This window comes from Thioclava arctica (assembly GCF_040892615.1).
Lineage (GTDB): Bacteria > Pseudomonadota > Alphaproteobacteria > Rhodobacterales > Rhodobacteraceae > Thioclava > Thioclava arctica.
In genome coordinates, this window is the sequence record NZ_JBFRYC010000001.1 from 338,184 (window position 1) to 351,288 (window position 13,105).

Genomic DNA, 13,105 nt, shown 5'->3' on the forward strand with positions numbered 1-13,105 from the left:
GGGCGGGCGGCCATGCAAAAGGAATCGAATGATGCTCAAGGATAAGATGCGCCAGCTCGGGCGCCGGGATTTCCTCCGCTATTCGGCGGCGGGTGCAGGGGCGCTAATGGCGCCGGGTCTGGTTCGTCCGGCGCGCGCCGAGACCGCAGGGCTGACGATGCACACATGGTCCGCCGCAGTCGACACCGTGCAGAGTCACCTCAGCGCCTTCACGGCCGAAACCGGGATTCCCGTGAATTACGGAAATTCGCCCTGGGCGCAGTATCGCGAAGGTATGGTCGCAAAATTCGTTGGCGGTGCACCGCTCGACGCGATGTGGGTGTCGGATTCGTGGCTGCCGGAATGGGCCGAGGCTGGCTGGATCGCTCCGGTCGATGAATTTGACAGCCTGATGAAATACAACGCTGAGGCCGAGGATTTCTGCACCCAGTCGATGACCTATGGCGGTCGGCAATACGGCCTGACCTATTACACTGACTACATGGCCTTCCTTTATGACGAGGCGAAGCTCAAGGAAGCTGGCTTTGATGCGCCGCCGTCGAGCTGGGATGAGCTGGTGGAGCAGTCCCGGGTCATGAAGGAAAAGGGCATCGCCGAATATCCGATGATGCTCGCGATGGCGCAGGAAAGCTGGCTGATCGAGTTCATCTCGACGCTGGTCTACTCGCATGGCGGCCGGCTGGTCGACGATAGCGGCTCGGCCGTTATGCAGGACTCGAAGGAAGGTGCTGTCGAGGCGCTGCAATGGGTGGTTGATGCGGTAGACAAGCACAAGATCGTTTCGCCCGCCTGCGTCGAAACTGGCGAACTGGCTGGCTTGAAGTCGTTTGCGGCGGGGAACCATGCCTTTGCGATGGTTGCAAAATACCGTCTGCGGATGCTTAACGACCCTGCGCAATCGCAGATCGCGGGCAATGTGAAGCAAGCGATGATGCCGCAAGGCGCGAAGGGCTCTCACGCGACAGTGGGCTGGATGCGTTTCCATGGCATGTCGACGCAAGCCGCGCAGGACAAGGCGCGCGCCGAGAACACTGCGAAGCTGATCGAATGGTTCGGCGGCAAGTCGGACGGAGCCTACACGTTCCAGAAGCTCCTGTTCCTCGATATCGGGGCAGGGTTCGGTGTGAAGCCGCTGTTCGAGGACCCGGAGATCCGCGCGGCCTACGACTCTTATGGTGATGTCAATATGATCCAGGCCCAGCAGGCGCTTGCCCGCAAGAAGGACACGATCACCCCATGGTTCGGTGAGTGGAACGACACCAATGGTTCGGCCTGGCAATCGGCGATCCTTGGAAATGTCGATGCCGCCGGGGCGGTCAAGAAATCTGCCGATCTGTGGAACGAGCTGAAGGACAGCTACTAAGCAGGCGAGGCGGGCCTTTTAGAAGGCCCGCCGACTGTCGGGCAGGGCAACGGGAGAGCATGACGTGGCGGATACAATGATTGGGGCGACACGCCCGAGATGGCGGCTAGGATACGAGGAGCGCAGCGCCATGCTGTTTCTTGCTCCGGTGATGGCTGTGCTGGGCGCGGTCGCGGTCTTCCCGATCGCCTATTCGCTATATATCAGCTTCTTCAGCATCAAGCTGACGCGCCCGAACCGGACCCCTTTCGTTGGTCTCAAGAACTATACCGATCTTTTGGGGGACGAGGCTTTCTGGGGCGCGGTCTGGCGCACGGTGAGTTTCTCGCTCGTCTCAGTCAGCGCGATCGCCGTCATCGCATTGCTTGTCTCGCTGCTGCTGAATCAGGAATTCCGCGGTCGCCGTCTTCTCTCCACGATCCTGCTGGTGCCTTGGGCGATCCCCTATGTCGCGAACGCGCTGATGTGGAAATGGATCTACGATTCCAGCTATGGCGCGCTGAACGGCATTCTTTATCAGCTTGATTTCATAGATAAATACATGGTCTGGCTGGGGGATCAGGACAAGACGCTGTTCTTGATTGCGAATGCTTTCGTGTGGAAGGAAGTGCCGCTGGCCACGATCCTTCTTCTGGTCTCGCTTAAGTCAATTCCGGCGGATCTGTATTTGGCCGCGCGCGTCGACGGAGCGACGGTTTGGCAGCGCTTCGTGCATGTCACCCTGCCTGCGATGAAGCCCGGTTTCATGCTGGTGATGATCTACGAGACGATGATGGCGATCCGCCATTTCGACCTGTTCTTCGTGCTGACCGAGGGTGGGCCTGGCAGCGCCTCGCATGTGCTGTCTTGGCACATCTATGTCGAAACCTTCCGCAACCTCTCTTTCGGTAGCGGGGCCGCGATGTCCTACCTGCTCGCAATCGCGACCTTCGCACTTTCCTACCTCTTCATCCGAACGCTGGGGCGCAAGATCTGACATGACCAATATGCCTATCACCCCTCCCGTCGACACGATCGACTACCGTCGCCGCCAGGCCATGGCGCGCATTGTCCAGCGCGTTGTGATCTTGGTCTCTGCGATTGTCCTCGCGATTTATGTGCTCGCTCCGGTTTCCTGGCTCGTCTCCTCGGCCTTCCAGACCGAGACCGAGATCGTCTCGATCCCGCCGCACTGGATCCCCGATGAGCCCACGCTGGGCAATTTCAAGGCGATTTTCACTGCCGGAGACAGCGCGCCGGTTACCTACGAGACGCGCTCGGGCACCGATCCGGCGGCGGGTAACTTTATCCCCTCGACCGCGAAGAACCTGCTGCCCTCGATGGGGAACAGCCTGATCGTGGCGACGCTGGTCGTGATCCTTAACCTGCTTGTCGGCGTGCCAGCCGCCTATGCCATCGCGAAGATACGGTTCTGGGGGCGCAACGCTTCGGTCTACTTCATCCTGCTCACACGCGTCATTCCCGATATTGCGCTGGTCGTGCCCTTCTTCCTTGTGATCCGCAAACTGGGGATGCTCGACACACTTTGGTCGCTGGTGATCACCTATCTCGCAGTCACGGTGCCATTCACGGTTTTCATCCTGATTCAGTATTTCGAGGGCTTGCCGGACGAATTGGATAAGGCCGCGCGGGTTGATGGCTGTTCGCGGCTGCAGGCGCTGATCAAAGTGTTTCTGCCGCTCTCGCTGCCTTCGCTCGTGGCCGTGGTGCTGTTCACCTTCCTTACCAGCTGGAACGAGTTCCTGCTCGCCTTGATGTTCACGCAGACCTCGGCGTCGCAGACCCTGCCGATCCTGCTGGCCTCGTTCACCTCTGATTTCACCGTGAGTTTCTCATTCCTCAACGCCGCAGGCGTGCTGGCGATAGTGCCGCCAGTCATCGTCGCCATCGTCTTCGAACGCTACATCGTTTCCGGTCTGACCGCCGGGGCAGTCAAAGGTTAGAAAGGATAACGTTTTGGCCCGGATCCGTTTCACAAACGTCAACAAGAAATACGCCAACGGCTTCCATGCCGTTCGCGATCTCAACCTCGATATCGAGGATCGTGAGTTCATCGTCCTGCTTGGCCCCTCGGGCTGTGGCAAATCCACGACCCTCAATATGATTGCGGGGCTCGAGGAGGTGTCGGATGGTGATCTGATCTTTGACGAGCAGGTTGTGAACTACGTTCCGCCGCACAAGCGCGACGTCGCGATGGTATTCCAGAGCTACGCGCTTTATCCGCACAAGACGGTCTATGAGAATATCGGCTTTGGACTGCGGATGCGGAACGTGCCGAAGGAAGAAATCGACAAGAGCGTGCGCGACGCCGCGCAGAAACTCGAGATTTCGCATCTGCTCGATCGGCGCCCGTCGCAGCTTTCGGGTGGCCAGCGCCAGCGTGTAGCGCTGGGCCGGGCGATGGTGCGTGCGCCGTCGGTCTTCCTTATGGACGAACCTCTTTCGAACCTTGACGCGGCCTTGCGCATCTCGATGCGCGCGGAGATCAAGGAACTCCATCGCGCGATGGAGACCACTTTCGTCTACGTGACCCACGATCAGGCCGAGGCTCTCACGCTTGCGGACCGTATCGTGGTGATGAACGATGGGGTGGTGCAGCAGATCGGCACGCCGGACGACATCTATGAGCGACCGGCGAACACTTTCGTCGCGTCCTTCCTCGGAAGCCCGCCGATCAACTATTTTGACGGCGTGCTCGAGGCCGGATCGAACGGTGGAATGGATTTTGTCCGCGACGAGCTGCGTCTGGTGCTGCCGGAGGCGCACGCGGCGCGCCTGAAAGGACAGGAGGGCCGCGAGGTCCGGCTGGGAATCCGGGCTGAGGATGTCGCGGAAGGCCCTGCGGAGCTTGAAGTCAACGCGCTTAGTGGCACCGTGAACTCGGTGCTTCCGGTCGGCTCGGATCAATATCTGGGAATGGATTTCGGGGGAAAAGAGCTGTTCTTCCGCGTCGGCAAGGATCTGCGCCATGCCTTCGGCGAAAAAATCACGCTCGCTGTGGATCTCAACCGCCTGCATGTCTTTGATCGTGAAACCGGTCAGTCATTGATCTGGAACGCAGTATAAAGCGATGAAACCGGCCCCATTCCTCTATCACCGGCCTGCGAACCTAGCGGACGCCCTGTCGCTTTTGCGCGCGCACGGGTCCGCCGCGAAGCCGCTTGCCGGTGGCCAAAGCCTGGGGCCGATGCTCAACATGCGTCTGGCGCGACCGGGACATCTGGTCGATCTCAATGACCTGATCGAACTGGACAGCGTCCGGGTGACGGATAGCTTCGTCGAGATTGGCGCGCTGACGCGCCATCACCGCCTTGCCAACGCGCCGGAAGTGCGGCGCAGTCTGCCGCTTTTGAGTGCCGCCGCCGCAACTATCGGGCACTACGCTATTCGCCAGCGCGGCACGATCGGCGGCAGTCTCGCCCATGCGGATCCGGCCGCCCAGTTGCCGCTGATCGCGGTCACGCTCGGCGCATCGCTGGTGATCGCGGGGCCGGAGGGAACGCGCGAGGTTGCCGCGTCCGATTTCCTGCAATCGATCATGACGGTTGATCTGCGCGATGGCGAACTCATCACCGCGCTGCGCTTTCCGCTCCCGGTTGGCGGTTTGTGGGCCTTCGAATATTTCTCCCGCCGTCACGGCGATTTCGCGCTTGTCAGCGTCGCGCTGAGTTTCGCGCGCGACGAGGAGGGCAAAATCGATGCGCTGCGGATCGGACTCGGCGGTGTTGAGACTGTCCCGTTGCGCTTGCCCGAAATCGAAGCGCGCATGCAGGGCCGACCGGCAGATGAAACCACCATTCGCGACCTCGCGGCGGCGGTCGCCGCGACGATTGCGCCCGAGGACAGTGAGCAGGTGCCTGCCGTCTACCGCCGGGAACTCGCCGAAACGCTTGTTGTTCGCGCGTTCCAGTCTGCTCTGAACCGGGAGGAGGGTGCATGAACGCTTCGACACACGAACCCCTGACGCTTTCACTAAGCGTGAATGGCGAGACACATGATCTGCAGGTGCCCGCGCGCAAGCTGCTGTCGGATGTGCTGCGCGAGGATCTTGGCCTGACAGGCACACATGTGGGCTGCGAACACGGCGTCTGCGGCGCCTGCACCGTGCTGATCGATGGGCGTCCGGCCCGCGCCTGTCTGACCTTCGCTGCCCAGATGGAGGGGCATGAGGTCACGACGATCGAGGCCGTGGGACGGCCCGATGCGCTTTCGGCGCTCCAGCAGGCGCTGCACGAGGAACATGGGCTGCAATGCGGTTTCTGCACAGCTGGCATCGTGATGACCTTCGAGCATTACCTGCGCGAGAACCCGACCCCCACCGCAAGCGAGGTGCGCGATGTGTTGTCGGGCAATCTGTGCCGCTGCACCGGCTATCAGAATATCGTGGCCGCGGTGTTGAAGGCTGCGGCACGGATGCGTGGAGAGTCGGTATGAGCAGCGCCTTCACCGAGATCGGCCGCGCCCTGCCGCGCAAGGAAGATCGACGTCTCGTCACTGGCCGCGGGCGCTATCTCGACGATCTTGCCGTTCCCGGCGCGCTGCATGTGAGCTTCGTGCGCTCGCCCCACGCCCATGCGCGCATCCTCGGAATCGACAGCGCCGAAGCCTCTGAAATGCCGGGGGTCGTTGGTATCTTCACCGGGCGCGACCTTGATCAATTGACGACGCGGCTGCGCATCGCGCCGCCGATTGAGGGGCTGCAACCGACCGAGCTCACGACTCTTCCGATCGAGAAAGTGCGTTTCCACGGCGATCCGGTGGCCTGCGTGGTCGCGACCGATCGCTACCTCGCCGAGGATGCCGCCGAATGTGTCACCGTCGAATATGACCAACTCCCTGCGGTGACCTCGATCGCGCAGGCCCTCGCGCCCGACGCGGTTCTGGTCGATGAAACCTTGTCCAGCAACATGGTCTCGCATCAGAGCCTGTGTGTCGGCGATCCAGCGGCGCGTCGGGCCGAGGCGCATCGCGTGATCGAGGCCCGTTTCGCGCTCCATCGCCACACGCATGTCCCGCTGGAGACGCGCGGTTGCCTTGCCGATTGGGATGACGGAAGAGCGCATCTGAACATGCATATCGGCAATCAGGTCCCGCACCCTTTGCGCAGCCAGCTCGCCAAGCGGCTGGGTCTGTCGGAAAGCCAGGTCACGGTGATCAGCCCCGATGTGGGCGGTGCGTTCGGTCAGAAAATCGCGCTCTACCGTGAGGAACTCACGGTGGCGGCCCTCTCGCGTCACTTGCGCCGCCCGCTGCGTTGGCGCGAAGATCGCATGGAGAACCTGATGGCCGCCGCTCATGCGCGGGAATACGAGTGCCGCACCCGCACCTCGGTAAGCGAAACCGGACGGATTCTCGGTCTTGAGCTTGAGCTCGACGAGGATTTCGGCAGCTACTGCTTTTTTCCGGCCAATTACATGGCCCGGGTTATCGCACTTATCATGACCGGGCCCTACCGGATCCAAGACTACGCCTATGAGGTCCGCGTCGCGCTGACCAACAAATGCGGCGCTGGCCCGATGCGCGCGCCAATGGCGGTAACAAGCTGGGTGATGGAGGGCACGATCGACGCCATTGCCCGCGAGCTTGGCCTCGACCCGATCGAGGTGCGCCGTATCAATGCGCTTGGCCCGGAAGACTTGCCCTATAAGATGCCCACGGGCGAACTCCTCGAGGATGTCACCCCTCGGGAAACGCTTGAGACCGCGGTTGCCGCGATCGATGTCGCGGCATTCCGCGAGCGGCAAGCGCAGGCACTTTGCGAAGGCCGGTATCTGGGGCTCGGGCTGTGCACGGTGATCGAAAGCACGACCTACGGATCGGAATTCTACAAGTCTGCCGGCATTCCGGGATCAGGGCATGAAGCGGCTTGGGTACGGATCGAACCGAGCGGGGCGGTCAATGCCTCTGTCGGGTTGATGGGCACGGGACAGGGCTACGAGAGCCCGCTTGCGCAGGCGGTTGCCGAAGGGCTTGGCGTGCGCTCGGAAGATGTCACGGTCCACATGGGCAACACCGATGTCGCGCCCTATGGCATGGGCAGCCGCGGTGGACGCGGCGCGACCGCCGGGGGCGGAACGCTCTATCTCTGTGGGCTCAAAGCGCGCGAGCGGGTGCTCGTGATTGCGGCCTCAATGCTGGATCTCAACGGGGCTGGCGAGCTGCGAATGCGCGCGGGTCAGATCGAACGAATGATTGACGACGACTGGCAGGAGACGGGTCTCACGCTGGCGGATGTCGCGCGGCGCGCCTATCTTGACCCGTTAGCGCTGCCCGAGGGGATCGCGCCCGGGCTCGACTTCTCGCATAGCTACGATCCGCCTGCGATGACCTATTCCAATTCGACCCATGCTTGCGAGGTCGAGGTCGATCCGCGCACCGGCGCAATTTCGATCGACCGGTATCTCGTCGCCGAGGATTGCGGCACCGTTCTCAACCCGATCGTGGTGCGCGGCCAGCAGCAAGGTGCGATCGCGATGGGGCTAAGCGGCGCGCTGCTCGAACAGGTTGTTTATGACGGCTCGGGGCAGAACCTCTCTGCGACGCTCGCCGATTACCTTGTCGCGTCCCCGAACGAATTGCCCGAGTTCGAAATCCTGCATCACCATACTCCGAACCGCCGCACCCCCGCTGGGATCAAGGGCATGGCCGAAGGCGGAGTGATGGGCGCAATCGGCGTGATCGCCAATGCAGTGAGCGATGCGCTCGCGCCTCGCGGCGTGACGATTGAGCGTCTTCCGCTGACCCCGCAATCCATTCGCGCGCTCCTGCGAGAGGCAGCGCCCAGCCCAAAGAAAAGGACCCAGCCGTGACAGAACAGAAACCCAGCGTCGGCTTCATCGGACTCGGAATCATGGGGCAGCACATGGCGGGGCATATCCTCGCCGCGGGTTACCCTCTCAATATCTACAACCGCACCCGCGCCAAGGGCGATGCTCTGGTCGCACAGGGCGCTCAGTGGTTTGACAGTCCCGGTGCCGTGGCCGCAGTCAGCGATATCACGATCACCATCGTGGGCTACCCCGCCGATGTCGAGCAAGTCTACCTCTCCAAGGGCGGGATCGTCGCCAAGGCGCGACCGGGAGCCGTGTTGATCGACATGACCACGTCGAGCCCGGCCTTGGCCGCGAGGATCGCGCAGGCTGCGCTTGAACGCGGGATTTCGGCGCTCGACGCTCCAGTGTCGGGGGGCGATGTCGGTGCGAAGGCGGGAAAGCTTGCGATTATGGTGGGGGGCGAGACGAGTGCCTTCAATCAGGTGCTCCCGGTATTGGAATTGATGGGGGCGAATATTGCGCTGATGGGCAAGGCGGGTTCTGGCCAGCACACCAAGATGGCCAACCAGATTGCCATCGCCTCGACCATGCTTGCGGTGGCTGAAAGCGTCAGCTACGCGCGTGTCGCCGGTCTGAACCCGTTGCAGGTTCTCAAGGTAATCGGAACCGGGGCGGCCTCGAGTTTCCTGCTCAACGGGCTTGGGCCGAAGATGGTGGACGAGGATTTCGCACCGGGTTTCTTCATCCACCACTTCGTCAAGGACATGACCATTGCGCTGGAAGAGGCCAAAAAACTGGGTCTCGATCTGCCCGGTCTCGCGCTGGCGCGCAGGTTGTATCTCACGCTTATCGACAATGGTTTCGGAGAAGAGGGCACGCAGTCGCTCTACCGGGTTTATAACGCGATCCATGCGGAGGCGGGGTGATGCGGTTCGAGGGAGATCACCTGATCCCGGCTGATCCCGAAACGGTGTGGAGCGGGCTCAACGACCCCGAGGTGCTGCGCCGCGCGATCCCGGGCTGCGAGTCGATGGAACAGACTGGTGAGGCCGAATATACTGCGACGGTTGTGGCGCGGGTCGGCCCGGTCTCGGCCCGCTTTCGCGGCAAGGTCGAGTTCTCCGATCTGGTGCCCCCGGTCTCTTACCGGATCAGCGGGCGCGGGCAGGGCGGGCCTGCGGGTTTCGCCAAGGGGGGCGCGGACATCCGGCTCGCGCATGAAGGCGAGGGCACGCGGTTGTCCTATGTCGCCGATGTCGAGGTGGGCGGCAAACTGGCCGCAGTCGGCGGGCGGTTGATTCAGGGCGTGGCGCGCAAGAATGCCGAGGATTTCTTCAATGCCTTCTCGCGGGTCGTGACCGGCGAGGTGGATACGGCGGTTCCCGCAAGCGAGGGCGCGACCCAACCGGGCGCGATGGCCGCCGTTGCGGCGGGGCATATCCCGCTCATCGACCGTGTCGCATGGCTTTTGGTCGGGCTCGGGCTTGGGCTCGGGGGCTGCTGGCTCTTTGGTTGAAAGGACGCGCGATGAATATCACCCCGGCGATCAAGGCGATGGAAGACCAGCTTGTCGAATGGCGGCGCGCGCTGCATCGCCGCCCCGAACTGGCCTTCGAGGAACACGAGACCGCCGCCTTCATCGCCGCGCGTCTGCGCTGGTTCGGACTCGAGGTTCATGAGGGGCTGGCCGGAACCGGTGTGATCGGCGTCCTTCGCAATGGCGAGGGCCCGTGCGTTGGTTTGCGCGCCGATATCGACGCGCTGCCGATAGCGGAATTGACCGGTGCCACCTATGCCTCGGAAATTCCCGGCAAGATGCATGCCTGTGGCCATGACGGGCATACCACGATGCTTCTGGGGGCCGCGCAGGCGATGGCGGCCGATCCGCCGGGGCCGGGCACGGTGGTGTTCATCTTCCAGCCCGCTGAGGAAAACGAAGGTGGCGCGCGGGTGATGATCGAAGATGGATTGCTCGAACATTTCCCGCTCGACAGCATCTATGCGCTGCACAACTGGCCGGGGCTGGAGGCAGGCAGGATCGCGATGCGCGCAGGTCCCGTGATGGCCGCTTTCGACACGTTCGAATTGAAGGTGATCGGCAAGGGATCGCATGGCGCGATGCCGCATGAGGGGATCGACCCGATCACGCTGGCCGCACAGTTGCAGCTGGCCTGGCAAACCATTGTCAGCCGCGCGGTGGATCCGACCGATGCGACAGTGATTTCGGTGACGCAGATCCATGCGGGTCACACGCTTAATGTCATTCCCGAAGAGGTGATCTTGCGCGGAACGGTGCGAACCTTGCGACCCGAAACGCGCGACTTCGTGCAGACCGAGATGACGCACCGCGCCGAAATGATCGCCGCAGCCTATCGCGCAACTGCGCAGCTCACATATCAGCGCCGCTACCCGGCCACGATTAACGCCCCCGAGGCGGCCGAAACTGCGCGCCGCGCAGCCGAGGCGATCTTGGGCCGCGATGCGGTGCAGACCGATTACGCGCCCAGCATGGCGAGCGAGGATTTCGCTTTCTTGCTGGAAAAGGTGCCCGGCGCTTATGGCTGGATTGGCAATGGATCGGCCGAGGGCGGGCGCAACCTGCACAGCCCTCACTATGATTTCAACGATGCGATCCTGCCGCTGGGCGTGCAGTTTTTCGTCGAGGTTGCACGCCGTGCGCTGACCGGGGCGAACGATTGAGGGGGCGGCCTTGACCCATCCTGCCGCGCAAGATCCGTGGTTCGAACTGGCACGGTCCGACGCGCCCGGCGCGATCGCGGTGATTTCTGGCATCGAAGGCCCGGCTTATCGTAATGTCGGCACGGCGATGGCGATCTTGCATGACGGTCGGCGCGTTGGGGCGCTCAGCGCGGGCTGTATCGAGGAAGATGTGGTCGAACATGCGCGTGCTGCGCTGGCCGACGGGCAGGTTCGCAAGCTGCACTATGGCGCGGGCTCGCCCTTTTTCGATTTGAAACTGCCCTGCGGAGGTGCACTTGAGATCACCGTTATACCCGCGCCGGACCGGGCTTTGTTGTGTGAGCTTGCTGCAAGGCGCGCGCGCCGCGAAGAGACAGCACTGTGGCTAAGCGCTGCTGGCGGTTTGGATTTCGCACAAGAGGGCGCGGAGCCCGGCAAACTGGACGCGCTGCGCGTCGCGTTTCGCCCAAAGCCGCGCTTCGTGATCTTTGGCGCAGGTGCCGAAGCGGTGTTCTTCTCGGATCTGGTGCGGGCCACCGGCGCGCCGCATCTTCTGTTCACGCCTGAGGACGCCACATTCGCCAATGCCATCGCTGCAGGTTGCTCGGTTCGTATGTTGGACCGCGCTGGGATCCTTCCCGAGGCCGCTATCGACGCGCGCACGGCCGTGATCTTTCTTTTTCACGATCATGATTGGGAACTGGAGATCCTTGAGGCGGCGCTCGCAACCCCCGCTTTCTACATCGGCGCGCAAGGCAGTGTGCGCACGCAAAACCGACGGCTGGAAGGTTTGCGGGCACGCGGTATCGATGCGGCGACGCGCGCGCGGGTGCGCGGACCGATCGGGTTGATCCGCTCTGCGCGCGATCCGCGACTGCTGGCCGTATCGGTGCTGGCCGAGGTGCTGGCTCAGGTGGAAAACGGCGTCTGAAATTCGTGCCCACGGTCCCGAGAACACCCGCGCGAATCCTATCCACTCTCGCCATCCCCTTGCTCGACAAGCAGCTCGACTTGCACCGTTATCGGGGCTTTCACCGCGCGCGGGCAGACGGTCGCGGGTGGCTTGAACTCGGAAAATGGGTTGATCGCATCCGTTTCCTCAGCTTCAGCGGGTTGGGTGCGCTACGTCGCAATTGGGGAAAGGGCGCAGGTGTCGGCCCAGAGTGCCGCCGTCAGGTTCTCATCGCGCTGTCGCCCCGCCTCGGGTTGCCTCAAGAAACGATCTTCCGCGCGTTGCATCGGCTGATGATTTACCCGGAGTCCGAGCTGTTCGAACCGGGCGCGATCCTCGGCCGCCTGAACGCCGCACAGCGCCCGCAATTCAACGCGGTCACCCAGAGTCTCGCCCGTGCAAAGCGCGAGATCCGCTCGCTCCTCAAACGCCGCGTCGAGGTCTACCGTCCCAAGCGCCTCTAGCTGTCCTAAGGGCGGCTGGTTGGATTGCAATGTCCGTCCGCCATCCACATAAGGCGGCCGGATCTTGCAGCTCGTCTCTCTCAAAATCCCACCGAAAGGACTCTAAGATGACCCATCACACACACCGCTGATTTTACCCCGTAAGAACTGCGCGTAGAGCTGAGCAACGTGCTCTATGGGTGCAGCGTCAAGCCGAGATCGAATCTTGGGTCTTCAAGGCTTTGCAGGAAGCGCTCGTGTTGGACGCAATCTCTGAAGTCTTTGATACCGCTCTTCAAGATGCGCTGAGCCAGCTTCGCAAAAACCCGCCAGACCAAGAACTGCCTGCCTTGGTAGCGGCGCTGGATGGTACCGAGCTGAGAATTAAGAACCTCGTGCGTTCGCTCGAAAACGACGCGCCCTATGCCAATTTGAAGCCCCGCATGGAGGAATTGGAGGCCCAGAAAAGGGCGCTCGAGAAAAAGATCAGCGCCATCGCAAAGACAGCCACGGCGTCCCCAGCCGCTGGCACAGCCCCGAGCCACGTCTGTGAGCGGCTCTCGCCCCTCTTGAAGGATCCAGACTGGGTGCATCTGGCCAATGAGCACTAAGCCACTTTAGTCCGAAGGATCCCCCTCACACTGGATCCAGCAAATCCACCGCACCTGAACGCCGAGATCGAAACTGATCTCGGCGATTTGCTGTGTGCCTCAGAGCAGCCAATACTCCTGATCGAGAGATTCAGAGGAGATCGGCAAATAGCGGTCAAACTGGGGGCGCGGCCCCCATCTGCCAAAGCCAAGGCTTTGACAGCCCCCCGGGATATTTCAGTCAAGAGGAAGAGGCGCGCAGCGGGGGCTTCCGCCTCGGGCCG

General features: G+C 62.3%; 13 protein-coding genes. All 13 read left to right on the forward strand.

Annotation, left to right across the window (positions count from 1 at the left end):
- The first annotated feature begins 31 nt into the window (after positions 1–31).
- The 13 genes from AB4874_RS01800 (at position 32) to AB4874_RS01860 (ending at position 12,842) form a co-directional block, all read left to right on the forward strand.
- Complete coding sequence (locus AB4874_RS01800; protein WP_368390717.1) at positions 32–1,363, forward strand: extracellular solute-binding protein; 1,332 nt, start codon at positions 32–34, stop codon at positions 1,361–1,363.
- A gap of 130 nt (positions 1,364–1,493) precedes the next feature.
- A complete protein-coding gene (locus tag AB4874_RS01805) occupies positions 1,494–2,339 on the forward strand; it encodes a carbohydrate ABC transporter permease (RefSeq protein WP_368390718.1) in 846 nt (281 codons plus the stop codon).
- A gap of 1 nt (position 2,340) precedes the next feature.
- On the forward strand, positions 2,341–3,306 hold the full coding sequence (locus AB4874_RS01810) for a carbohydrate ABC transporter permease (RefSeq protein ID WP_368390719.1): 966 nt from the start codon (positions 2,341–2,343) through the stop codon (positions 3,304–3,306).
- Positions 3,307–3,319: 13 nt separating this feature from the next.
- Positions 3,320–4,429: an ABC transporter ATP-binding protein gene (locus tag AB4874_RS01815; RefSeq protein ID WP_368390720.1), complete on the forward strand. Its 1,110-nt coding sequence runs from the start codon at positions 3,320–3,322 to the stop codon at positions 4,427–4,429.
- A 4-nt stretch (positions 4,430–4,433) separates the two neighbouring features.
- Positions 4,434–5,303 carry an FAD binding domain-containing protein gene (locus AB4874_RS01820; protein ID WP_368390721.1) on the forward strand — a complete coding sequence of 290 codons (870 nt, stop codon included), beginning with the start codon at positions 4,434–4,436 and terminating at the stop codon, positions 5,301–5,303.
- Positions 5,300–5,797: a (2Fe-2S)-binding protein gene (locus AB4874_RS01825; RefSeq protein ID WP_295534278.1), complete on the forward strand. Its 498-nt coding sequence runs from the start codon at positions 5,300–5,302 to the stop codon at positions 5,795–5,797. The genes AB4874_RS01820 and AB4874_RS01825 overlap by 4 nt, the downstream gene beginning before the upstream one ends.
- Positions 5,794–8,172: a xanthine dehydrogenase family protein molybdopterin-binding subunit gene (locus tag AB4874_RS01830; RefSeq protein ID WP_368390722.1), complete on the forward strand. Its 2,379-nt coding sequence runs from the start codon at positions 5,794–5,796 to the stop codon at positions 8,170–8,172. Before AB4874_RS01825 ends, AB4874_RS01830 begins: the two co-directional genes overlap by 4 nt.
- A complete protein-coding gene (locus AB4874_RS01835; protein ID WP_368390723.1) occupies positions 8,169–9,062 on the forward strand; it encodes an NAD(P)-dependent oxidoreductase in 894 nt (297 codons plus the stop codon). The genes AB4874_RS01830 and AB4874_RS01835 overlap by 4 nt, the downstream gene beginning before the upstream one ends.
- Positions 9,062–9,652: an SRPBCC family protein gene (locus tag AB4874_RS01840; protein ID WP_368390724.1), complete on the forward strand. Its 591-nt coding sequence runs from the start codon at positions 9,062–9,064 to the stop codon at positions 9,650–9,652. Before AB4874_RS01835 ends, AB4874_RS01840 begins: the two co-directional genes overlap by 1 nt.
- Positions 9,653–9,663: 11 nt before the next feature.
- Positions 9,664–10,836 (forward strand): M20 aminoacylase family protein, encoded by a 1,173-nt coding sequence (locus AB4874_RS01845; RefSeq protein WP_368390725.1) that lies wholly within the window; start codon positions 9,664–9,666, stop codon positions 10,834–10,836.
- 10 nt (positions 10,837–10,846) lie between these two features.
- On the forward strand, positions 10,847–11,767 hold the full coding sequence (locus tag AB4874_RS01850; RefSeq protein ID WP_368390726.1) for an XdhC family protein: 921 nt from the start codon (positions 10,847–10,849) through the stop codon (positions 11,765–11,767).
- A 59-nt stretch (positions 11,768–11,826) separates the two neighbouring features.
- The gene (locus AB4874_RS01855; protein WP_368390727.1) at positions 11,827–12,252 is read left to right on the forward strand and encodes a hypothetical protein; all 426 of its coding nucleotides are present in this window, start codon (positions 11,827–11,829) and stop codon (positions 12,250–12,252) included.
- A 236-nt stretch (positions 12,253–12,488) separates the two neighbouring features.
- The gene (locus AB4874_RS01860) at positions 12,489–12,842 is read left to right on the forward strand and encodes a hypothetical protein (RefSeq protein ID WP_368390728.1); all 354 of its coding nucleotides are present in this window, start codon (positions 12,489–12,491) and stop codon (positions 12,840–12,842) included.
- The last annotated feature ends 263 nt before the right edge of the window (positions 12,843–13,105 follow it).